Annotated in this window: 14 protein-coding genes; 5 read left to right on the top strand and 9 right to left on the bottom strand. The window is 67.2% G+C overall.

What is annotated here, in order from left to right:
* Positions 1-162: 162 nt before the first annotated feature.
* The 5 genes from AC1DZ6_RS00140 to AC1DZ6_RS00120 all read left to right on the top strand — a co-directional run bounded on the left by AC1DZ6_RS00140 (position 163) and on the right by AC1DZ6_RS00120 (position 12,044).
* A complete protein-coding gene (locus tag AC1DZ6_RS00140) occupies positions 163-7,473 on the top strand; it encodes a hypothetical protein (RefSeq protein WP_477095166.1) in 7,311 nt (2,436 codons plus the stop codon).
* An 85-nt stretch (positions 7,474-7,558) separates the two neighbouring features.
* Positions 7,559-8,011 (top strand): hypothetical protein, encoded by a 453-nt coding sequence (locus AC1DZ6_RS00135; RefSeq protein WP_477095165.1) that lies wholly within the window; start codon positions 7,559-7,561, stop codon positions 8,009-8,011.
* A gap of 52 nt (positions 8,012-8,063) precedes the next feature.
* Positions 8,064-8,288, top strand: coding sequence for a hypothetical protein (locus tag AC1DZ6_RS00130; RefSeq protein ID WP_477095164.1), 225 nt, complete (start codon positions 8,064-8,066; stop codon positions 8,286-8,288).
* Entirely contained in the window at positions 8,278-8,682 is a 405-nt protein-coding gene (locus tag AC1DZ6_RS00125; protein WP_477095163.1) for a MarR family transcriptional regulator, read from the top strand. The genes AC1DZ6_RS00130 and AC1DZ6_RS00125 overlap by 11 nt, the downstream gene beginning before the upstream one ends.
* Positions 8,683-8,879: 197 nt before the next feature.
* Positions 8,880-12,044: a TonB-dependent receptor gene (locus AC1DZ6_RS00120; RefSeq protein WP_477095162.1), complete on the top strand. Its 3,165-nt coding sequence runs from the start codon at positions 8,880-8,882 to the stop codon at positions 12,042-12,044.
* A gap of 622 nt (positions 12,045-12,666) precedes the next feature.
* On the opposite strand, the gene AC1DZ6_RS00115 is transcribed toward AC1DZ6_RS00120, so the two are convergent.
* The 9 genes from AC1DZ6_RS00115 to AC1DZ6_RS00075 form a co-directional block, all read right to left on the bottom strand.
* Entirely contained in the window at positions 12,667-14,049 is a 1,383-nt protein-coding gene (locus tag AC1DZ6_RS00115; protein WP_477095161.1) for a DUF1501 domain-containing protein, read from the bottom strand.
* 5 nt (positions 14,050-14,054) lie between these two features.
* Positions 14,055-15,767 carry a DUF1800 domain-containing protein gene (locus AC1DZ6_RS00110; protein ID WP_477095160.1) on the bottom strand — a complete coding sequence of 571 codons (1,713 nt, stop codon included), beginning with the start codon at positions 15,765-15,767 and terminating at the stop codon, positions 14,055-14,057.
* A gap of 142 nt (positions 15,768-15,909) precedes the next feature.
* On the bottom strand, positions 15,910-16,890 hold the full coding sequence (virB11, locus tag AC1DZ6_RS00105; RefSeq protein ID WP_477095159.1) for a P-type DNA transfer ATPase VirB11: 981 nt from the start codon (positions 16,888-16,890) through the stop codon (positions 15,910-15,912).
* Positions 16,887-17,981 (bottom strand): TrbI/VirB10 family protein, encoded by a 1,095-nt coding sequence (locus AC1DZ6_RS00100; RefSeq protein ID WP_477095158.1) that lies wholly within the window; start codon positions 17,979-17,981, stop codon positions 16,887-16,889. The genes virB11 and AC1DZ6_RS00100 overlap by 4 nt, the downstream gene beginning before the upstream one ends.
* Entirely contained in the window at positions 17,978-18,757 is a 780-nt protein-coding gene (locus AC1DZ6_RS00095) for a TrbG/VirB9 family P-type conjugative transfer protein (protein ID WP_477095157.1), read from the bottom strand. The genes AC1DZ6_RS00100 and AC1DZ6_RS00095 overlap by 4 nt, the downstream gene beginning before the upstream one ends.
* Positions 18,754-19,476 (bottom strand): VirB8 family type IV secretion system protein, encoded by a 723-nt coding sequence (locus AC1DZ6_RS00090; RefSeq protein ID WP_477095156.1) that lies wholly within the window; start codon positions 19,474-19,476, stop codon positions 18,754-18,756. The genes AC1DZ6_RS00095 and AC1DZ6_RS00090 overlap by 4 nt, the downstream gene beginning before the upstream one ends.
* Complete coding sequence (locus AC1DZ6_RS00085; protein ID WP_477095155.1) at positions 19,473-20,537, bottom strand: TrbL/VirB6 family protein; 1,065 nt, start codon at positions 20,535-20,537, stop codon at positions 19,473-19,475. The genes AC1DZ6_RS00090 and AC1DZ6_RS00085 overlap by 4 nt, the downstream gene beginning before the upstream one ends.
* Before the next feature lie 74 nt (positions 20,538-20,611).
* Entirely contained in the window at positions 20,612-22,987 is a 2,376-nt protein-coding gene (locus AC1DZ6_RS00080) for a VirB4 family type IV secretion/conjugal transfer ATPase (protein WP_477095154.1), read from the bottom strand.
* Positions 22,984-23,271, bottom strand: a complete 288-nt coding sequence (locus tag AC1DZ6_RS00075; protein WP_477095153.1) for a VirB3 family type IV secretion system protein — start codon at positions 23,269-23,271, stop codon at positions 22,984-22,986. The genes AC1DZ6_RS00080 and AC1DZ6_RS00075 overlap by 4 nt, the downstream gene beginning before the upstream one ends.
* Between the last annotated feature and the right edge of the window lies 1 nt (position 23,272).

Genomic DNA, 23,272 nt, shown 5'->3' with positions numbered 1-23,272 from the left:
GCGGCATGGACGGCGCCTGCCGTCGAAACCGGTTCGTCGATTGTTCGTCGCGGACCGGTCGATTGGTCGCGCGAGGCCTGCGACGCGGCGGAATCCTCTCCATAGCTCCCGGTCACGCATAGCCCGACTACGGGCGTCGCTTTCCCGTCCGTCGGAGCCCCCATGAATTCCGTGCCGCTTTCCTCATTCCGCGCCGTCGATCGTCGTCCCGCCATCAGCCGTTCCGCCCTTCTCGGGGGAGCGGCGCTGCTCGCGATCGCCTATGGCGCCCCGGCGAACGCTCAGCAGGCGGTCTACCTGGATGAAGGAACGCAGGTCGAAAACGTCGAACTCGGGCCGGACGACACCCGGCTGGTCATCGACATCTCGCGCGTCGACCAGGCGACCGGGGTCCTGAATCTGGGCGTCAACGGAGCCAGCGGCCCGGTCGTCACCGGCCACGTGAACGACGGCGGCGGAACCCACCAGGCCTGGCTGCAGGCCACGAGCACCCGAACCGTCAACGTTATCCCGACCCGGCAGGCCAGCAGCTCAACGACGCGCCAGTATGTGTCCGCCGACGGCGTTCAGTTCACTGGAGGCACAGTCTATGAGGCCTCGGGCAATCAGACGGTCCTGACCCTCGGCAATCCCAATCCCGGCGGACCCGCCATGCCGCTCCGGGACGGACCTCTCCTCCTGGCCGGCGACGGCACGGTCAATATCTCCCTTGGTTTGATCGTCGACGATCAGCCGCATGCGACCCAGAGCGCTATCCGCGTGCTGGAAGGATCATCTTCCCAAGCGCGAGGGCAGGGCGGCGACGGCAAGCTGGATGTGGTGATCTCCGGCTATATCCAGGGGGATGCCAACACCGGGGAAGCGTTGGTGGACGTTCAGAACGCATCGAGCGTGCGCCTGGCGAAGGGGGGCACTCTCAGGAACACGGACGGCCCCGCCCTTTACGCAGGGCAGGCCGATGTCACGATCGATGACGACACGCTGATCTGGGTCAGCTACGGCACGGAAACCAACGGCGCCGGGGGGATCGGCGTCTACGCTTCCGGGCAGGTCGTCAACAACGGCGAGATTCGCGCGACCAACGGACTGGGCGGCGGCCGCGCCTCGAACGCCACCGGCGTCCTGCTGTTGAACGGGGGTGTCCTGTACAACAAGACCATCCAGGGCGGTCTCGCGGAGATCAATGGCGGGCGCTACGGCGTCTATCTCTACGCAGGTGACAATCAGGTCTTCAACGAGGGCCTCATCACCAGCGAAAACGGCGCGGGGATCATAGCTGAGGAAGGCACCGCCGTTGTCCGGAACGGCGTGTCGGGCACCCTTCGGGGCAATACCCTGAACAGCTCGAAAGTCGCCTATACCGGCGGTGACGCCTCCCTAGACTTCCTCGTCAACAGCGGGGTCATCGATGGGTCTGTCAAACTCGGCGATTCGGACGACTACTTCCTCTATACCGGAGCCACCAACGGCGTCACCGGCACGATCGATGGCGGGACGGGAAGCTTCGACGCCTACGGCCGCTCGTTCTCCGGCACCGCCAATAACCAGCTTTCGAACGCGATCCTCAACGCCGGCAACAACACCGGGTTCGAGGCGCACGGCATCGAGGCCCGCGGGACCGGCACGGTCGTCACGGCCAAGGCGTCGGAGACGTTGACCAACGGACTGGCGCTCGTCGGCGACGGCACGGTCATCAACGAGGCGGATATCACGGCGGACATGGGCCTGTCGGCGACTCGCGTCGCCAACGTCCCGGGGGGACTGAATGTCGTCAACCGCGGCCGTATAACCGCGGTCGACTACGGCTTCAGGGGCGGCACGGATTTCGCGAGCTTCAGTAACGAGGCGACCGGACGGATTGTTTCACAGGGCTACGCGGTCCATCTGGGCGAAGCCTACGACGGCGACCGCACCCGGCCGATGTCGTTCACGAACGCCGGCTGGCTTGAATCGACTACCTATGTCAGCGCTGTGTTCGCCAACGTCGCCAGCGCCGATGACTCCGTGGCGAGCAGCTTCGTGAACACGGGCACCATTCGGCAAAGCGGCCCGGGTCAGGATCCGACCGAGAGCAACGGGGATGCCGCGCTCTACGTCTATGGCGGGCTGAACAAAGGCCTTCTCCAGTTTTCCAACAGCGGATTCGTGGAGTCCACGGGACTCGGCGGCATCGGCGCCGTGTTCGACGCCGGCAACATGGAGCTCACCAACACCAAGCTGATCGACGCGTCCGGAGCGGGAGGGATGGGCCTGTACGTCAATGCCGCCGGAACGCCCGATATGTACGCTCGAGTCCTCAATGGCGGAACCATCCGCGCGAACGGCGGCGGTTTCAGCGATGGGAACGGCGAGCACGTTCTGGCCGCCGCCCTCGGCGTGCGCGTGGGTGGGACCGGCCGCACGGTCGACGTCACCAATAACGATGTGATCGAGGCCCTCGGAGCCTCCTCGACCGCGGTGCTGGTCAACGGCCGCCAGGGCGAGGCCGCCACCCAGACGTTCAACTTCGTCAACAATCACAACATCCATGGCGCGGCTGACACCGTATTCGCGGTTGGAGAGGAATTCGCCGACCGCAATGTCGATCTTGCCGAGTCCGACCTTGGCAATGACTCCATCGAGCGGACCATCGCCGGGGCGATCCAGACGGTCGGCACGACCGACAATATCCGCAACAACAACCTGATCTCCGGCAACGTCGACCTGGCCGACGGTGACGACCGCTTCGAGCACTATGGCTCGATGCAGGGCGACGTCCGCATGGGAAGCGGCAATGACGCCTTCGTGCTGGGCACGGGTTCCCTGGGCGACGGCAAACGGGTGCTCGGCGGCCTGGGCGACGACACGATCTTCGTCGATATGAATGTGACCGCCGACAGAAAGATCGACGCCGCCCAGTACAAGGGCTTTGAGCGCCTGAATCGTCTGGCGGGCACCGCCGGCGACGCCAAGCTGTTTGTGAACGGGGTCTTCGATGGCCCGACGTTGCATCTGAACGACCTGACGGTTCACATCGCCGTGGGTGATCGTGTAACGGTAGCGACAGGCGGCGTCGCCTTCACGGGCGGCGATGCAGTCGAGCGGATCGTAAACGCGGGCACCGTGCAGGGTTCGATTAAGTTCGGCGGCGGAAACGACGTGTTCGAGAATTCCGGGACGGTCGATCCGTACCAAACCTCATACGTCGGCATGGGCGCGGGCGATGATCGAGTCGTGAATTCGGGCGACATCGGGATGGGCCTGGCCGGGGAAGATGGCGACGACGTCATCACCAATTCCGGCCATGTCCACTATGCAGACCTCGGGACAGGCGACGATGCTTTCACCAACCTGACAGGGGGTGAAATCGGTCATGTGTACGGCGATGAAGGCAACGATACGGTCGTCAACGCCGGTCTGATCACCGGCAATGTCGACCTGGGCGCCGGCGATGACCGGTATGAAGCAATCGGAAGTGGGAAAGTCCTCGGCGCCATCATTGGCGGCGATGGCAACGACACCTTCGTCTTCCGCCTCGCCGGCGCGACCGGCTCCATTCCCGGCGACGTCGATGAGTTCGAGTCCTTCGCGGCCTACGGCCCGGGTACGCTCCAAATGGCGCTGACCCGCAAATTCGACACCCTCGAAATCCTCGACGGCGCCAACCTCGACCTGACCAATACGGCCAACTGGACCGTCGGCCTGATCAAGGGTGACGACAGCGCCCAGACGGTGACGCTCGATTCCGGCTTCACCGGCAGCGTCAAGCTCTATGGCGGCGCCGACACGCTCGAAATGAGCCTCGGCGGCGAGCTGACGGGCGATCTGGACGGCGGCGACGACGCCCAGCACAGCATCGACACCCTCAAGCTGAACCTGACGGCGAACTCGACGATCAACAACCTGTTCGGGTTCGAAGCGGTGCAGGTGACGGGCGCGTCCTCCCTGACGCTGGCGGGCACGCTCGGCGCGGGGCAGAAGATCACCTTCGACGGCGGCGACAACGAGTTCATCATCGCCGAGAACGCGGTCTTCCAGGGCCAGGCCGACGGCGGCGCGGGGACCGACACCCTGCGCATCGACACCGGGGCCGCCAGCAGCCGTACGATCGTCTCGGGTCAGCTAACCGGCTTTGACGACGTGTATGCGACCGGCGCGGGCACGCTGGCCTTCGACGGCGGCAGCTACAACTTCACCGCCTTCGACGCGACAAGCGGCAACGTCTCTGTCGGCGGCGGCGCCACCCTCGTCGCCGGCGGCATCAGCTTCGCCAGTTCGACCGACAACCGCTTCACGCTGGAATTCGGCTCGACCGTTGGAGGTCTGGTCGACGGCGGGGTCGGCGGGCGCGACGTGCTGGCCTTCGTCCAGGCGGCAGGCGAAATCCAGGACCTGGGCGCCGTGCAGGCGTCGAACTTCGAAGTGCTTGCGGCTTCCGGCGCGGGCGAGCTCCACATCAACCGGGACGCAACCTTCGATACGGTCCAGCTAGAAGGCGGCAACATCAAGCTGCTGGACGCCGATCTGACGGCGAACGTGATCGGCGGCGCCGGCAATGACACCTTCGACAACGGCGGCAGGGTGATCGGCAGCATCCTGCTGGGCGACGGCGACGACACCTATGTCGCCCGCACCGGCAGCTCGGTCACGGGCTCGATCGACGGCGGCGTCGGCGGCAACGACACCGTGGTCTACAGCCTCAACGACGGCGCCGGTTCGCTGCTGGAGAACGTCATCAACTTCGAGTCGATCGGAGTGTATGGCCCCGGCACGCTGAACCTGAATCTGGCCGAGGACTTCAACAGCATCAAGCTGATGGACGGCGCCAACCTGACCCTGACCGACAACGGCGGCAAGGTCGTCGAGATCCTCGGCGACAACAGCGCCCAGACGGTGACGATCGGCAGCGCCCTGGTCGGCGGCGTGAAACTGGGCGGCGGCGACGACACCCTCAACCTGACGCTCGGCGGGGTGTTGTCGGGCGCCCTCGACGGCGGCCTGGGCCAGCATGACACCCTGAATCTGGCCCTCACCGCCGTCTCGACCATCAACGGCATGACCGGGTTCGAAATCGCCAACATCTCCGGTGCGCACGCCCTGACGCTCGCGGGCAAACTCGGCGCGGACCAACGCATCAATTTCGACGGCTCCGACAACGAGCTGATCGTCGCGGCCGGCGCGGTGTTCGAGGGGACGGTCGACGGCGGCACGGGCCAGAACCTGCTGCGCGTCCAGTCGGGCGGTTCGGACAGCCGCACGGTGCTGGCCTCCCAGATCCTGCGCTTCCAGGACCTGGTGTCCGAAGGATCGGGCACGCTGGCCCTGACGGGCGGCGAGTACCGCTTCGACTCGGTCGGGATCGTCGGCGGCAGCCTGGAACTGGGCGCCAACACCAATCTGATCTCTGCCGCGGGCGTGGTGTTCGACGAGGCGGATAACCGACTGACGTTGGGCAGCGGGGCCAGCATCGTGGGCCGCGTGGATGCCGGCATCGGGGCCGACACCTTGGCGCTGACTCAAGCCCAGGCCAATCAGCGCCTGTACGGGAGCCTGAACGTCAGCGGGTTCGAGCGCCTCGAAACCGCAGGCGCCGGCGAACTGGTGTTCAACGTGGACGCCGCCTTCGTGAATGGCGTCGGTCTGAACGGCGGGACGACGACCGTCAACGGCAATGCGACGCTTACGGCCCGGGTCAACGGCAGCGACAGCGCCGAAACCTTCGCCATGCTCGGCGTCGTCCATGGCGATGTCGACCTGGGCGGCGGCGACGACCGCCTGGTCGTCGGCGGGGCCAGCGGCTCGGGCCTCCGCTCGGGCGGCGCGGGCAGCAATACGCTCGATTTCCGCACCAACGGGGTTTACGCGGCCCCGACGATCTACAACGCCTCGCTGTACCAAAACTTCGACCAACTGATCGTCAGCGGCGGGGTCGTCTCGATGACCTCCGATTCCAGCTGGAAGTCGCTGTCCATCACCGGCGGGCGCCTTATCGGCCAAGCCGGCACGGTGCTGACCTCCGAGTCGACGATCCAGGTGGCGCACGGCGCGGTCTTCGGCTCGGCCGGAACCGTGAACGCCGACATCAACGTGGCCGGCACCCTGTCGCCGGGCGCTTCGCCGGGCACCATGACGGTGAATGGCGACGTCAACTTCGCGACGGGCTCCAACTTGCTCCTGGAAGTGTCGCCGACGGCGTCGGACCTGCTCCACGTCACCGGCGGTCTGACCATCGCGTCTGGCGCCTCGATCGACATCACCGGCGTCCTCACCAACACGCCTGGGGCCGTTCTTGACCTGGTCGTGGCCGACGGCGGCATCACCGGCCGCTTCAACACGATCAACAAGTCGTCGAGCATCTTCGGCTTCGTCGCCCAGAACGGCAAGAAGCTGCAGATCCGCGGCGAGTTCCAGAACGACGCGGCCTACAGCGGCAATGTCCGGGCCAGCATCGCCTACGCCAACCAGGTGCTCAGCCTGGGCCAGGCGGTTCAAGCGTTCACGGCCGCGGTGCCGGTGCTCGTCGACGCCAACGGGGTGTCGAACGCCAAGGCTTTTGGCCAACTGACCCCCGAGGCCTACGGCTCCGCCGTTCAGATCGGAACCCAGACCGCTCTCTCGCTGATCGACTCGACCCGCGGCTTCCGCTTCGACGCGCCTGAACAGCCCGGACTCTACGGCTTCGCCCAGGCCCTGAGCGGCCGAGGCGAGCTCGGCGGGAACGCTCGGACCGGCGCCGCCGGCGCCGAGATGGACAGCCAGGGCGTCATCACCGGCCTGGGCTACGCCCTGGAGTCAGGTCTGCGCGCTGGCGCGTTTGTCGGCCAGGTCGAGACCGATCAGACCCTGTCCGGCCTGGGAGCCTCGACCGAGGCCGAAGGCTTTGTCGTCGGCGCCTTCGCCGACATGGCGCTGGGGCGGTTCGGCCTGCACGGTATGGCGGCCTACGACAAGGCCGATCTGGAGACCATGCGCAAGCTGGACGTCGCCACGCCTTCGGCCCGAAGCGATTACAACCTGACCACCTGGACGGCTGACGCTAGCGTCGACTATCGGATCCAGGTCCAGGGCGTGGCCCTGGCCCCGAGGATCGGCGTGACCTATGTGCGCGCCGAGCGTGACGGCTTGGTTGAGAGCGGAGCCAATCCGTTCGCCCTGGTCGTCGCCGGCAAGACCCAGTCGGGCTGGTTCGCCGACACCGGCGTGACGGCCAGCGCCGTGACCACGGTCGGCGGCCATGTCCTGAAGCCGTACCTGGATCTGGGCCTGCGTCATCGCCTGAAGGGCGATGCTCTGCTCGTCTCGGGCCGGCTGGCCTCGGCCGGGGAGGGCGCCATCACGGTCTCCGGGCTCGAGACCGGCCAGACCGCGGCTCGTCTGGGCGCGGGCTTCTCGCTCGACCTGGGCCCGCGTGTCCGGGCCAGCGTTCGCTACAACGGCGACTTCGGCGACAACAGCTGGCACGCCGTCAACGCGGGCGTCTCCTTCCGCTTCTGAGCCATTGGGCGCGCTCCTGGAGGGCGCGCCCTTTCCAGTTGGATCGCGGATGGCGATCGACCCTCTAACCCCAAGCAGGTTCCATATGAAGACGTCATTCGTCGCTCTCGCGCTGGCGGCCATGCTGGCGGCCGATCCGGCCCTGGCCGAGCCGGAGAGCTCCGCCGCCCCATACCAAGTGTTGCGGTCCGGCGACCGCAAAATGAGCTGTGAAGCCCTGTCGGTCGAGGTCAACGCCCTCAACGCCACTGTGCTCGCCCAGACCGAGAAGACCCGCAAGGAGGCCAAGGCGAGCCAGGGCCGCTCGGCCGTGGGCAAGGGCCTGCTGTCAGGCCTGGCGAAAGGCGCATCCTTCATGGGCGGCTATTCGAACAGTGTGGGCGGCATGCTGGCGACGACCGCGGCGTCCGGAGTCGCGCAGGAGATGGCGTCCAACGTGGGCAAGGCTCCCGCCACGCCTCCCGCTGCAACCCCGGCCACGCCCGAACAGCAGCGCGTGACCCATCTGACCGGCATCTACAAGCAAAAGGCCTGCTGACGCTCAAGCCGCCGCCATCGTATCGCGGGGCTCCGGAGCTGACGTCACACCCATGAAGATCAGAGCTCAAATCACCATCGATCTCGACGTCGACGACTATGTCGCGGCGGCCGGTCACCAGCGGCGTATCGAGAACCTCTTCCAAGGCATCCGCGCCGATTACGGCGAAGCCTCATTGCAATTGGGCCAAGTGCGTCCGCGCACCGCCATGGCGATGGATGACCGACGCCGGCAGAAGCGGCGGTCGGGCAACCTGGCGGTCTATCATGACGACTGAACCGGCGGTCCGTCGGCGCAACACCGTGTTGGCGGCGCTCGAGACGGCGCGGCGCCGCCATCCGCAGCTCAACATGAAGGGATTGATCGCTTTCCTTTACGTGGCCGAGAACCCGGGCATCCAGATGGTCGAGTTGGCGGAGGTGTCGCAACTCACCCTGCCCACCGCCTCTCGCATCGCCCGCGCCCTGTACGATGCGTCCATGGTCGGCGCCTTGCCGCCCTATGTGGGCCTCCTGCGCATGGAGGGTCCCGAGTTGGGGGAAACCGGCGCCCGAAAGATCGTGCTGACCGAGACGGGACTTGCCCTATGCGCCGAGTTCGATCGTCTGATCGCCTTGGGCAGGCTTATCGGCGAGCAAGTAGGCCGTGCAGACTATCGGGTTGCAGTATAGAAACGAGATAACACTGTAACCAATTCGGCACTTATCTCTAAAATATTGGAGATATATGTCAGCAATATTGACTCGACTCTCCGCAGGGAAAGTAATGACCGCTTACGTTCGGCCGGGGTTGGCCGATACGGGGGCTTCAGGAGGCAATATTGAGCTATGAATTCGAAGGACTCGGCGCGGGGCGTCGAGCCAGGTTGATGACCAGCGCCGTATTCGCGGGGGCGGCCCTGCTGGGCGCGCCGATCGCCGCCACGGTGGTGATCGCCGCCCTGCCGAGCCAGGCCAGCGCCCAGGACTATTCCAGCGGCGTTCTGGCGGGCACCGTCACCGACTCCAGCGGGGCGCCGTTGGCTGGCGCCACGGTCGTGGTCAAGTCCCAGTCACAGGGCGGCGAGCGCAACCTGACCACCGATGAGCGCGGCCAGTTCCGCGCCCCGCTGATCCCGATCGGCGGCTATTCGGTGGCGATCTCCAAGCCCGGCTATCAGTCGACCAAGGACGGCAACCTGGCCGTTCGCCTGGGTTCGCAGTCGAACTACGGCTTCACCCTGGCGGCCGAAGGCGAAGTCGACGCCGTGGTCGTCACCGGCACCGCCAATCCGCAGCTGGACTTTTCGGGCGCCACCACCGGCCTGGTGGTCGATGTCGACACCCTGAGCAAGCAATTGCCGATCGCCCGCAACGTGACCGCCTTGACGCTGCTGGCGCCGTCGGCCGTGCCCGGCGACTCCGCATTCACGGCCCAGGGTCAGGGCCAAGCCTCGGTGAGCGGCGCCTCGGTCGGCGAGAACATTTTTTATATCAACGGCCTGAACATCACCAACTTCATCAACGGTGTCGGCGCCGGCATCGTCCCATTCGATTTCTACAAGACGCTGGAAGTCAAGACGGGGGGCTATCAAGCCGAATACGGCCGCGGCACGGGCGGCATGATCAACGCCGTCACCAAGTCGGGCGGCAATGACTTCACCTTCGCCGTGCACGGCAACTACGAGCCGGGCGCGCTGCGCGAAGAGGCGCCCGACACCTTCCAGACCTCGAGCCACCTGGGCCGCACCGACATCAAGAGCTTGTCGGCGGAAGCCAGCGGTCCGATCATCAAGGACCATCTCTTCTTCTACGGCCTGGTCGACTACACTGACACCCGCACGACCGTGGCGTCGCCGACCGCGGGCTATTACGGCAAACGTCGCGCGAACGATCCCTTCTACGGCCTGAAGCTGGACGGCTTCCTGACCGACCGCCAGCACTTCGAACTGACCTATTTCGACACCACCCAGACGCGCGCCCAGGTCCGCCGGCCTTATTCGCAGTCGGCGACCGGTCAGGACGTGATCGACACCGCCCCAGGCCGCGCCCTGACRGTTTACGACGAATTCGGCGGTCCCAGTTGGGTGGGGCGCTATACCGGCGCGTTCACCGACTGGTTCACCCTGTCGGGCGCCTACGGCAAGACCCGGATCGACAACGGCTCGTTCACCAACCAGACCAACGCGCCGAACGTCCAGGACGCCCGTAGCGGCACCACCAAGACGATCAGCACCCAGACCGCGGCCCTCTTCACGACGCCGTCCCGCGCCGAGCGAGAGTTCTACCGCGTCGACGCCGATTTCTATTTCCACCTGGTGGGCGACCATCACGTACGCGGCGGCGTCGACCACGAGAAGACCAGCTTTCTGAACTTCAGCTCGCGCAACGGCGCCGGCACGGTGTCCAAGCTGGGCCAGAGCTGGCTCTATCGGAAGAATCGCGGGACGACGGTCAACGGGAACGGCTTCGCGCCCGGGCAGGAATATCTCGACCTGCGCACCTTCGACGGCGGCGGCGTCTACGAAGGCGTCAATGAGGCGATGTACATCCAGGACGCCTGGGACGTCACCGATCGCCTGCACCTGAACCTCGGCTACCGCATCGACAAGCTGCTGCAGCAGGACGACAAGGGCAGGGCCTTCTCGAACTTCGACAACGAAAAGGCCCTGCGCCTGGGCTTCACCTGGGATCCGACCGGCGCCCAGACCGACAAGGTCTACGGATCCTACGGCCGCTATTACCTTCCCACCCCGTCCAACACCGCCTATCGCGCGGCGTCGAACAACCTGGATGTCCGGCAATACTACCTGCCGGCCAATGGCGGCCTGACCTTCACGGTCGACCCGATCACGGGCTTGCCGGTCGGCGGCCTGGGGGCGCCGGTCACCCGCGTGACCAACCCCACCTTCACGGCCCTGGGGCCCTGCACCCAGGCGTTCATCGATCGAGGCATCGCGCCGATCACCGCCGGCACCCGCGCCTGTAGCGTGGGCTCCAGCGGCGAGACGCCGCCGCCCGAGTCGATCTCGGCCCTGAACCTGAAATCAACGGCGGAGGACGAGTTCATCGTCGGCTACGAGCACCGCTTCGACAATCTGTGGAAGGCGGGTGTCAGCCTGACCTATCGCAATCTGCTGAGGGCCGCGGATGACGCCGCCATCGACGCCGCCGTCATCGCCTACTGCAAGGCCAACAACCTGCCGATGACCACCGCGGCCGGCGACGGCTGCGAAGACAATTGGGGCGGGACGGGGCAATACCTGATCATCAACCCCGGTTCGGACGTCAAGGCGGTGCTTTACACGCTGCTGCCGGGCGAAACGACCATCCGCACGCTGGACCTGAAGGCCTCCGATCTCGGCTTCCCCAAGGCCAAGCGCGAGTACACCGCCCTGACCTTCACCTTCGAGCGGGCCTTCGACGGCAAGTGGGGTCTGCAGGGCTCGTACGTCCTGTCGGAGTCCAAGGGCAACTACGAAGGCGCGGTGAAGTCCGACACCGGCCAGGCCGACGCGGGGATAACCTCCGACTTCGACCTGGCGGAGCTGGCGGCCGGGACCTACGGGCTGCTGCCCAACCATCACGCCCACCAGTTCAAGGCCTTTGGTTCCTACGCGGTGACCGAGAACCTGCTGCTGGGCGCCAACGCCTCGGTGATCTCGCCGCGCAAGTATGGATGCCAGGGCCTGATCCCCGCCGACCTCCCCGGCGCCTCGACCGCCAACACCTACAATCCGCTGCCGGGCCGCTACTGTGGCGGCAAGCTGATTCCGCGTGGTTCGGCGATGAATGGGGACTGGATCAGTCGCCTGGACGTGTCGCTGCGCTACACGGTTCCGGCCAAGATCATACCGGCCGGCAACCTAGTCCTGCGCGCCGACATCTTCAACGTCCTGAACGCCCAAGGCGCTCAGGAGCTGTATGAAACCGGCGAACTGGCCAGCGGCGGCGTCGATCCGCACTACGGCGAACCGGGCTCCAGCTCGGGCGCGCTCAACTCGGGCTATCAGACCCCGCGCTATGTGCGCTTCGGGTTCGACCTGAGCTTCTAACCCCCTAGCCCCTGCGGAGAGCGAGCCGACCGCAGGGGTTTTGTGTAGGCTCGATCCCATTGTTTCTTCGATCACTACCCCGCGAGACGTCGGTCTCGCGGGGATTTTTTGTCGGCTAGGCAAGCTTGACCCAGCGTATCGCCGGGCGCGGCCTAGCTGCTCCTCGAGTCTTGGGCAGGCCCCTTGGCCGGGGGCGGGTGACCTTGAGGGGCGCTCGGTCAGCGCTTCGCGCGCAAACGCCCGAGGTGGCCTGCGGGCGCGCGGCTCAACATGACGCTCAAAGCAGCCCCCGGTCCGCCGATCCGGGCCGGCGTCGCGCGAAGTGAGCTGGTGGTCGATCGATGCCCCGCATCGCCGGCCGCGATGGCGGCGGGCCCGGCGGACAGGCCGGCAGCGATGTATAGAGGGGCTTGAGCCTGCGGTTCGCGGACCGACGGCAGGGCCTGCTTTCAGCACGGCAGATAGGGCTTAGCGGTTCGTGCTCAGGGCTGTGGGGATAGGGGCCAGCCGAGCGCGTCAGCCGGCTCGCGCCAAGGGCGCGCTGAGCCGGATCCTTGATCGCGGCGCTCTTGGTCGAGAGCAAAAAAATGGCGCGTTCCAGAGTGGAACGCGCCGGTCCTTGTCAGCCGAAGAGCGGCACCGGCCCGCGGCCGCCGCCATTCCAGTTGCCCCAGTTTGGCAGCACATAACTCATGTCGCCGGGCGACACCCCGAACCACTGCGCCACCGCGCCGAAATATTCCTCGTTGGCGATCGTGGGAATCCAGGTGCCTTCCTGCTCGGAGTCGTTGGGACCACCCAGCGCGAGTTCAGGGTAGAGACCGTGAATGGTCTGTGGCTTCAGCGCGCCGCCGATGACGAAATGCGCATTGCCCCAGCCATGGTCCGAACCGTTGGAACCGTTGCCCCGGAAGGTGCGGCCGAAGTCCGACATGGTGACGATGGTCACCTTGTCCTGCAGGCCCAGGTGCTTCATCGCCGCGTAGAAGCTGCTGATGCTCAGCGCCAGGTCGCTCAGCATGTCGGCGTGGGCGCCGAGCACACGGCCGCCGGCCACCTGGTTGGCGTGAGTGTCATAGTCGCCCTGCCCGGCATAGAAGATCTGCCGTTGGTGGCCGAGGCCGGCGCGGCCCTCGATCATGCGCGCGATCAGCCGCAGCTGCCGCGACACCTGGGCGTCCCGGAAATAGCCGTCCGGTTCGTTGAAGAAGTCGTCGACCGTCGTGTTCTCGCCGCGCAGGATCGGGTTCACCTGGGCGCCCGCCGCGTAGGAAGCTTCCAGGCTATTGGCCGTGAGACGCTGCAGCAGGCTGGGGTGGGAGCCGTTGGCGAAGGCCGCCAAGGCGGCGTTGCGCGCCGCCGCCGTCGGGTCGGTGGTCCCCGGGTCGTAGCCGACCCGGTCGAAGGGGGCGTACAGCGGCAGGATCAGCGGCGACGAGGTGTTGCCCATCAAGGACAGGTTCGCGCCGTTGGTCGAGATCAGGGGCGACGCGGCCGAGCGGAAGCTCAGCTTGTCGGCCATGCGGCCCAGGACGCCGTCGGGATGGATGCTGCCCGGGCGCATGCTTTGCCAGTGGGCCTGCTCGTCCGAGTGCGAGCCCAGGTTGCTGGGTCGCCACTCCGGATGGTCGAGGAAGGTCTGGCGGGTTAGCGGCTGAAGCAGGGTGCCCACGTTCAGCACCCACGACATGGCGCCTTCGTTCCACAACGGCAGCAGCGGCGCGAAAGCCGGGTGCATGCCAAAGTTCGTGCCGGGCAGGGGCGTCAGGTCGTCCTTGTGCAGAGCGAGCGCCTCGCCCCGCAGCCGGGTGTAGACCGCGTGGCGATCATCCATCGGCACAAGGGTGTTGAAGCCGTCGTTGCCGCCATAGAGGAAGATCGTCACGACGGCGCGGTAGTCGGACGGGTTCTGGGCCACGGCCGAGGTCATGCCGAGAGCGCCGAGAGCGGCCATGGCGCCCGAACCGAGCGCGAGCCGGCTGAAATCACGTCTGGAAAAGGTCATGGAGGTCACCGGTCGACTTGGAATTGGGGAGAGGTCAGGATGATGTAGAGCCCCGTCTGGGCGCGCCGGCGGGCCAGGGCGGCGCCCTTGCCATCCTTTACCGCCATCATCGCCGTCTTCACCGCGGCGCGTTGGGCGCCGGTCATGGTGTCGTTCAGCAACAGAAGGTTCATCTTGGTGATCATGGCGTCGACGTCCTCCTCGGGCTTTGAGGTGACGATCTCCCACTGCTTCCAGTCGACCTTTGTCCCGGTCTTGCTGCCCAGGCTGGCGTTGGCGCGGTAGTCGCGACCCGTGCCCAGGATGTCGTCCAGGACCGTGTAGTAGAACATGAAGTTGTGGCGCTCGTGGTCCAGCGCCCCGCCCATCAGCTTGCTCGCCGGGCTGACCAGGCCGTCGCCTTGGGCGAGCGGGAAGTCCCAGGGATAGAAGTTGAAGACGCTCGGCGCTTCGAACACGCGCTGGTTCAGGTCCTGGGCCTTGGCGTAGCCGAAGAAGCCGTCGGACGTGGCGTTCATGACCCGCAGGAAGCTCGTCACATAGAGGACCGGCTCCTTGACCTTGCCATAGGACACGTCGGTCTTGTCAGAGCCGCGGGCCTCGGTGTCGAGCAGGATCGCCCTCACCACGGCCTTGAGGTCGCCGCGCACGCCGGCGCCGTTGTCCTCGAAGACGGCCGAAATCCGCCGCACATAACCGGTGCTGGGATTGGCTGTGACCAGATGCTGGATCAGTTGCTTGGAAACATAGGGGGCCACATTGGGCTGCTCGAAGACGGCGGTGATCACCGCGTCCAGGTTCTCGTCCGGCGTGGCGCGGTCCCGAACGGTGCGGCCCAGGAAGCTCTTGGGGCCATTGTCGAAATAGGCGCCCTTGTAGCTGTCCGGATACTGGACCATCGGCACGCCGTAATTGGCCTTGCGCTCATGCCACACGCCCGAGCCGTAGCGGTTGTAGGTCCAGCCGGTCAGGGCTCGCGCCACCTCGTTGACGTCCTGCTCGGTATAGGTGGGCCGGGTCTGGTTGTTGGCGTCGAGGAACAGCGTGCCGTCGGGGTTAAGGGTCGAGGGATAGATCGCGAAGATCTGCATCAGCTCGCGCGCGTAGTTCTGGTTCGGCGCGCCGCGGACCGAAGCGGCCATGTCGAGATAGTCGCCCATGGCCGGGTTGAGGGTCGCCTGCTTGAGGATGGTCTTGTAGTTGCCAAAAGCGTTAGCGAGCAGGATTTGCTGGAACGAGGCGATGCCGGCCGTGTGCTCGACCTTCATGCCGGAGGTCACCACGATCTGTGACAAGGCGAAGGCCACCCGCTGCCGCAGCTGGTCGGGTTTGCTCAACGCGTTCGAATAGAAACGCATCGCCACCGGCTGGGCCCGGAAATAGGTCTGGATGCAGAGGTAGGGATCGGCGGCCGTGTCGCAGTTGGGCTGAGCGTACTTCCCGGTGGTCAGGTCGCTGTAGGTGCTGTCCGAGAGGGCCAATTGTTCGTCGACCCAGGCCTCGGCGCCGACCGCGACGATGCGATCGACCACGGCCTTGTTGGGCCCGAAGGTCGCCTGCTTGGCCAGGCGTACGGCGTCGGCCGGCGAGGTGGGGGCGATAAGGCCTTGGGCGGCGACCGCCTTGGGCTGCGACAGGGACTGGATCGTCAGTCCGGCGCCGACGCCGGCCGCGCCCACCAAGGCGAGAGCGACGCCGTAGCGTGCGATTGTGGTCATGAACACCGTCTGTGTATGGGCAAGCGCCTGCCGTCAGGGGACGGCTGCGCGGGCAAGCCATGCCGTGCGACGCAGGGTGCGTATCGACAGCGTCGATGAATGCGAGCGACGCCGCGACGAACACGCACGGCGGCCGCCCTGCTCACCGATCGTTAAGCAACACCTCGCTCACGCGCCGCCGTCCGTCGTCACGTCCCAGCTGCACGACCACGTCGACCACCTGAGCGACATAGGCGCGGACGTCGTTCCAGCCGATGTTCAAGCCAGCTTGCAGCGTCATCAGGGCGATCTGGTCCAGTGCGCCGCCGGGGCTGTCGGCATGGACCGTGGTGATCGAGCCGGGATGGCCGCTATTGACCGCGCGCAGGAAGCTGAAGGCCTCGCGGCCGCGAAGTTCACCCAGCAAGATCCGGTCGGGCCGCAGCCGAAGGCACGCCTGCAGCAGGTCTTCGGCGGTCACCGACGCTTCGCCTGCCATGCCGCGCACGGCGATCAAGCCCAGGGTGTTGGCGTGGGCGAGTTGAACCTCCGCGGCGTCCTCGATGGCGATCAGCCGCTCGCGCGACGGAATCTCCTTGAGCAGGGCGTTGAGCAGGGTGGTCTTGCCGCTGGCCGTGCCGCCCGACAGCACGATGGTCTTGCGGCGCAGCACCGCCTGGCGAAGGAAGGCGATGATGTCGCCCGCGTCCAGCAGACGCCGTAGTTCAAGACCGTCTCGAGACGGTCCGGCCGCGACGCCGGTGTCCGCCGTTTGGTCGCGATAGTCATCCAGGGTCAGGTCCGCGACCACGTGGCGGCGGATGGCCATGGCGACGTGGCCGCGGGTCGCCGGCGGCGTCACGACCTGGACCCGCGCGCCGTCGGGCAGCGAAGCGGAAAGCAGGGGGTGCTCCCGGCTGACCGCCTGATGGTTCAGGCCCGCGATCTGGCGGGCGAGGCGCAACAGAGTCTGGGCCGAGAGCGCCGGCTCCAGGACGCGTTCCATGTCGTGGCCCGACCGTTCGACCCACAGCTCGCCGGGGCGATTGATCAGGATGTCGGTGACGTCCGGCCGCTTCAGCCACGGAGCCAGCGGGGCCAGATAGCTGTGCAGATAGACCCCGCCCGCGCCGTCGAGGCTCATCGCCGCGCCGCGCTGTCGAACACCAGGTCTCGGGCGACGAACACCCGAATCGGCGTGCCTTGGGCGACCTTGATGGTCGGGGGGATGTCGATCTGCTTTTCCAGCGCGATCTCGGCGATGCGGCTGGCGTCCTGGGCCGAGCCGATCACCACCGTGCCGCCGTCCCGCGCCGTCGCCCCGCCGACCACGGACAACAGGATGGCCGCGCCGAAGCGTTGCAGGAAATGCTGGTCGGTCCGCCCCTGCAGGCCGCCACGGCCCATGTCGTCCACAGCCGGCGAGCCTAGGTCGATGGTCACCCCGTCGGGGCGCAGCAGTCGGGTCCAGACGACGAAGGCCCGCGACTGGCCGGCGGCCACGCCGTTGCGGTACTGCCCCACCAGCTTCGCGCCGCGCGGAATGACCACGGTCTCGCCGTCAAAGGCCCTGACGTCACGCGTCACCACGGCCCGCACGAAGCCGGGCAGGTCCGAATTGAGCGCCGTCTCCAGCACGGCCGGGACGATCGTGCCCTGAGGCGCGGTCAGGCTGGGATGGGCCAGTCGGCTGGATTGCGCCACCTCGACGGCTTCGCCGGAAAGGCGGCGGGCGAAAGCCTCGTCGGCGTTCTTCTTGTCGTCGCCCGGTCCGGTGGCCATCAGGCTCGGCTTCGCCAGCGCAGGGTTGCTTAGCGCCCCTGAGGCCGCTTGCGCGGCGCCCGCGCTGAGGTCCACGACGACCGACGGCGACCGGCGCCGCTGGTCGAGGGCGTTGGCCGCGCCGGTTCCGTCGAAGCGCTGCCTGGGCAAGGGCCGGTCCTCCGGCGGCGCCTCGCCCAGACCGGCCATGTAGGGGGCGGGAATGACCTCCTCCGCGCCGGCGAAGACCTGGGGCGAGGCGACCGGTTCCAAGGGCGGGGGCGGGGGCTCGAAAGCCGCGCTTGGGGTCGTCGCCAGCCCCGCCTTGTCCGCGCGGTGGGCGCTGAGGGTGGCGAAGACCGCCACGCCGGCCAGCACAGCCGCGCCGACGCCGGCCGGGACGATCCAGACCCTCGCGGGCTTGGCCACGGTCGTCGGCTGAATGTTCAGAAGATCCTCGTCGCGCCCGGTCATTTCGCGACGCTCCCGAACAGACGCCAGCGCGACTTGGCGCGAGGCTTGGGGCTCTCGGGACCTGGCGCCGGTTCGCGCCAGCCGTCGTTGTGCAGGGTGAGGCTCGCCTTGCCCCGGCGCAGGACGAAGGCGGGGGAGACCTGGTCGACCACCACATAGTCGCCGCGCACGGTGAAATTGACGACCGACTCCGCCCCGGCGGCGTCGATGGCGAAGACGCCCGGCGTTTCCAGGTCTTCGGCGAAAGTGAACCAGGTCGATCGGCCGTCGTCGAACACCCGCCCCGGCGCCAGGCGGCGGTCGCCGGTATAGCTGTAGGCGGCGTTTCGGGCTTCCGGCGGCGGCGCCATGGGTGCAGCGGGCGCTTCCGCGGTCGCGGGCGCCTCGGGCGGGAACTCGAACCTCAGACCGAAAAGAAGGCGCGGATCGTGAGGACCCGAGGCCGTTCGGGCCGAGAGCTGGAAGTTGTAGCGTCGGCGGTCAGTGACGACGGCCATGTTGGTGACCGCGTCCTTCTCAAGCGGCTTGAGAAACAGCAGGTCGGCCTTGCGGTTGGGCGTGACCTGCCAGCCCAGGCTGTCGCCGATCGACACGTTCTCGATCCGCTCCCCGGGCGCGAACTCGATCATCATCTGGTAGCCCAGGTGCCCGACCAGCTCGACCACGCGCGACGGGTCGTAGAGGGTCGAGCGAATGCGCGGATCAGCTGCGGGTCCCGCCGCCGCCGGGGCGGACCAGAGCAGGGCCACGACACTCAGGGCGACAAGCCGCCTCATGGCGCGAGCCTTGGCCCATAGGGCTGTTGGGCGGCGTTCTCGGCGTCGCGGCGATAGTCGGTGACCTGGAAGCCCAGCGGGTTGGCGAAACGGTCCTCCATCCGGACAGGCGCGCCATTGCGGCGGAAACTGACCACCGACGTCCAGACGCCGGCGGGTTGCGCCTCGTCCTGGCCGCTGTCCAGCCGCAAGGTCTCGAAGCGCACCAGGGCGGTGGTGGCGTTGAGCATCGAGATGTTCTGGATCCGGGCGGTGATCACGCTGGTGGCCGGGACCTGGTTCAGCACGCCCTTGGGATTGGCGCGATCATAGGCGCGCAGCCAGGTCGCGCGCGCCCGGCCGGCCGACCAGGCCGCGACCTTCTGGTAGTTGGCGTTGAGGTCGGCGGCGTCGAAGGTTTCGCGCGCTATGACATATTGCGCCAGGAAGGCCTGGGTGACGGCTTCGTCCTCGCTCAGGGCGCCCAGCTTCACACCGCGCACGGCTTCGACATAGCCCGTGCGCCGGTCCACCGTCAGGGTGTAGGGCACGACGGTCTTAAGTGGTGTCAGCAGGACCAGGGCCACGCCTTCCAGCACCACGGCGACGCAGGCCGCTCCAGCGACGCGCCAGGCTGCACGCAGGCTTCGGGTCCGCTGGGCCTCGGTGTCCTGGGCCCAAGTGTTCGCGGCGGCGTAGTAGGCGTCGCGCTCAGAAGCTGGTCGGCGTCCAAACGTCATGCGGTCCTCTCTGACGAGGGGGTAGGCGCCCGAAGGCGTCGATTGATGCGACCCAGCCTGGCGGGTTCTCCAGCCTCGTTTCGGGTGTCGGCGGTCGTGGAAATGACACCTTCGGAGCTCAACCGCGTTTCGATCGCGGTCCGATGATCTCGGGTTTGCAGGCGACGCGCCGACTCCGCGACAGTGGCGGCGCGGGTGGGGGTTTCGGCGCTCGTGGTCACGGTCGCCAGCGCCGGCGTGGCTGCTGGATCGCGCGGCGGCTCGGGCGCCTTGAGTCGGAAGCTCAACCCAGTCACGGCCATGGCCAGCACCAGGCCGATCTGCACGGCGGCGAACACGAAGATCAGCGCCGCCACGCCGGTCGTGATGGACAGGTCGGCCCGCCCGGCCTCACGCAGCGACGCCAGCAGGGTCAGGCGGGGCTCCAGCAAGGCCAGCAACAGGGCCGTCGCGCCGTTGGCGACCAGCGGGATCAGGGCCGCCGTGATCAGGGCGCGCAGCCACCCGACGAACAGGCCGCGCGTGGCTTCCAGCAGAAACAGGGCGATGAAGATGGGACCGGTGGCGGCCAGGACGCCGACGACGATCTTGGCCGCCAGGGTGACGCCCAAGGTGCTGGCGATCAGGGCGGCCGAAGCGCTCCACAACATCTCGGCCGCCGCCGCCGGACCACCGTGCGGGGCTTCGGCGTCTGGGCCAGCCCCCGCATCCAGGGCGGTGGCGGTCAGTACGATCGCGTCGTACGAGGTCTGCAGAGCCGTCCAGAGGTCGCCTGCCCGGCCTCGCGCGGCGCCCGCCAGGGCCGATGCGAAGGCGTCGGCGCCGCGGAAGGCGGTGTCGAACACCAGCGTCTGAAAGAGCGGCCAGCTGAGGGTCAGCGCCAGGATGACGCTGATGCGCACGGCGATCTGAGGCGTGTCGGCAAGGCGCGGACCTCGTCCGCTCAACAGACCCCAGCCCAGCAGTGCGACATAGAGGGTCAACAACGCGGTGACGATCGCCGGCAGGGGCGAGGGCGGACGGGTCAGGGCGTCGTAGGCGTTCTGGACAAAGACGCGCACGCCGCAATCCACGGCCTGGTTGAGACCGGCGACTAACTGCAGACGCGGGTCGGGGGCAGGGCAGGCGGCCATCATCAGGCGGTCTCGGCGATCAGGATCGGCAACCAGACGGCGGGGTCGTCCCCCAGCGTCTCGCGCAMGGCGTCCAGCCGCCGGACCGAGGCCTCGGCGCCCGACAGCACGACCAGATGTCGCTCCAAGCCCGCGAGATTTAGGCGCGCCACCACGCTGTGGTCGCCGTGCTTGATCAGGAAGCAGCGTGAGGTGTCGGGCAAGGTGCGGACCAGGTCATACTCGTGCCGCGACAGACCGAAGCCGCCGATGTATTCGCGCTCCTGAGCCTTGAGATTGGGCAGGAAGATTTGGGTCGCGGCCTGTTCGATGATCGCCGAGGCGATTTTGCTCTCCAGGGCGTCCGACGCGCTCTGGGTGGCGAAGCCCACCACGCCGTTGCGCTTGCGCACGGTCTTTTGCCAGTCGCGGATGCGCTGGACGAAGACGGCGTCGTCCAGGGCCTTCCAACCCTCATCGACGATGATCAGCGACGGGCGCCCGTCGAGATGCTGCTCGACCCGGTGGAACAGGTACATCATCGTCGGCGTGCGGGTGTCTGGCGCGTCAAGGATGCGGGTCATGTCGAAGCCGACCACGCCGCCGGACAGGTCCAGGCCATCGGTGGCGTTGTCGAACAGCCACGCGTGCTCGCCTTCGCCGCACCAGGCGGACAGCCGCGAGGCCAGGTCGCCGGCTGACGGGCGACGAAGCCCGCGGAACAGTTCCTGGAAATAGCGCAGACGGCGATAGGCCGGCGGCTGGGCGAAATTGGCGTCGATCGCGTCGGCGATCACTGCTCGCTCGTCCGGCGTCAGGGCTTGCCCCCCCGCCGCCAACCATCCGATGAACTCGGTCAGGAAGGCGCGATTAGCGGGATTGTCATCGAGCGCCAGGGGGTTGAAGCCCGTCGGCTCTCCGGGTCGGATACGGTCGTAGCGGCCTCGCACCGCGCGGATGAAGATCTCCGCGCCGCGATCCTTGTCGAAGTAGAAGATGCTGGGCGAGACCTTGCGAGCCTGCGCCGCCAGGAAGGTGAGCAACACGGTCTTGCCGGCGCCCGAGGGGCCAATGACCGTGAAGTTGCCCAGGTCGCCCTTGTGGAAATTGAAGTAGTAGGGCGAGGCCGACGTGGTCTCAAGCACCGTGATCGCCGGGCCCCAGTGGTTTCCCGACGCCTGGCCCAAGGGATAGTTGTGGCAGCTGGCCAGCCCAGCGAAATTGGCCGAAGAGATCAGGGCCCGCCGGGCGATATCCTTGAAGTTGCCGGGGAATTGCGCCCAGAACGCCGGCTCCAGCCCGATGTCCTCGCGCACGGCGATAGCGCCCGCCTCCGTGAAGGCGCCGCGCACTTCGGCGACCGCCGAGTCCAGTTCCGGCAGGCTGTCCGCGCGGACCATGACCGACAGATGGTGCTCGCCGAAACCGACGCGTCCGGAGGCGACTTGGTCCTTGGCCTCGGTCAGCTCGCGGCGCAGGCTGAGGGCGTCGTCGTCGCTGGCGCGCATGCGGCGCAGCGCCAGGTTCATGCGGTCCAGGGTTGGCTGGCGTTCGACGAAGGCGAAGCTTTCGGTCAGCACCATCTCGAACGGCAGTCGCACGACGGCGTCGAGCAGGCCCGCGGACGATCGCGCCGGATAGTCCTTCACCGACACCATCGCCCCGTAGCCCCGGGCCGGTCCGGCCGGCCCGGGCGAGGCCTCGAAGGCGTCCAGGCCGAAGGTCAGCCGGCAAGACGGAGCATGGTGACCAAGGTCGCCCTGCGGCAGCAGGACGGGACGAAAGGCGCCGTTGACCAGGGCGCAGATGAACTCCAGCGGCTCCGAGCACAGCCCCGTCTCGCCGTCGTAGGCGGTCAGGAGCCGCGCGCCGTAGGGCGCCAGGGTGGCCAGGAAGGCGTCGCGGGCGGCCGACAGTTCGCGCAAGTCCAGGGCCTGGTTGGCCGCTTGATGATCGGGGGCGCGGAGCATGTGGTCCAGCCAGCCCGCGCGTCCAGGGAGCGGACGGCGCACGATCGTCAAGAACAGGTCGTTCGCATAGAGCTTGCGAACCGACAGCCGGGCGCGCCAGTCGGCGTCCAGCGCGGCGCTGAACGGATCCTCGAAGCCTCCGTCGAGTTCGACCGCCGCCCGTCGCCGCACGATGTGGTGGTAGATCGCGAAACGCGACGAACCGATCGCCCGCAGCATGGTCTCGCGCACGGTCTTTCGGTAGTTCAGCTCCTCGGTGTCGGCCGTCTCGAACGAGAAGCCGCGCAGATGCAGCACCTGCATCAGCAGGCCGTCGCGCGTCTCCAGGGTGGCGTCGTCGACCTGACGCGCATAGGGCAGGCGATCGCCCACGCGCGCCTCTTTCGGGGCCAGCTTCCCGCCCAGATCCAGCGATCGCAGCAGGCTCATGGCGCGTAGCTGTTGGCTCGCCAGAACGCGTGGTTGCGTACGCGCGGGCAGCGGCTGGCGCGCGTGATCCACAGGTCGAAGATATGGGGATCGCGGGCGCAGGCCATGTAGCCGACCGCCTGCAGGACGGCCGCGAGGGCCAAGGCCCAGAACGACCGCGTGATCAGAAAGGCCTCTACGGTCGCGATCAGATTGAACACCGCGTAGTTGTAGGTCACGCCGCCCAGCATCTGCGGACGGGTCAGGGCCGCGAACACCGGATCAGAATCGAGTTGCCCGGACATG

The organism is Caulobacter sp. P1_B12_2, from assembly GCF_056406675.1.
This window is presented reverse-complemented; position numbering and strand designations above follow the sequence as displayed.

Excerpts from the sequence above, each read along its gene's own strand:
- AC1DZ6_RS00100 (WP_477095158.1), bottom strand. The coding sequence starts at position 17,981 with ATGACCGGGCGCGACGAGGATCTTCTGAACATTCAGCCGACGACCGTG.
- AC1DZ6_RS00125 (WP_477095163.1), top strand. The coding sequence starts at position 8,278 with ATGACGACTGAACCGGCGGTCCGTCGGCGCAACACCGTGTTGGCGGCG.
- AC1DZ6_RS00140 (WP_477095166.1), top strand. The coding sequence starts at position 163 with ATGAATTCCGTGCCGCTTTCCTCATTCCGCGCCGTCGATCGTCGTCCC.
- AC1DZ6_RS00110 (WP_477095160.1), bottom strand. The coding sequence starts at position 15,767 with ATGACCACAATCGCACGCTACGGCGTCGCTCTCGCCTTGGTGGGCGCG.
- AC1DZ6_RS00075 (WP_477095153.1), bottom strand. The coding sequence starts at position 23,271 with ATGTCCGGGCAACTCGATTCTGATCCGGTGTTCGCGGCCCTGACCCGT.
- virB11 (WP_477095159.1), bottom strand. The coding sequence starts at position 16,890 with ATGAGCCTCGACGGCGCGGGCGGGGTCTATCTGCACAGCTATCTGGCC.
- AC1DZ6_RS00135 (WP_477095165.1), top strand. The coding sequence starts at position 7,559 with ATGAAGACGTCATTCGTCGCTCTCGCGCTGGCGGCCATGCTGGCGGCC.
- AC1DZ6_RS00130 (WP_477095164.1), top strand. The coding sequence starts at position 8,064 with ATGAAGATCAGAGCTCAAATCACCATCGATCTCGACGTCGACGACTAT.
- AC1DZ6_RS00115 (WP_477095161.1), bottom strand. The coding sequence starts at position 14,049 with ATGACCTTTTCCAGACGTGATTTCAGCCGGCTCGCGCTCGGTTCGGGC.
- AC1DZ6_RS00090 (WP_477095156.1), bottom strand. The coding sequence starts at position 19,476 with ATGACGTTTGGACGCCGACCAGCTTCTGAGCGCGACGCCTACTACGCC.
- AC1DZ6_RS00095 (WP_477095157.1), bottom strand. The coding sequence starts at position 18,757 with ATGAGGCGGCTTGTCGCCCTGAGTGTCGTGGCCCTGCTCTGGTCCGCC.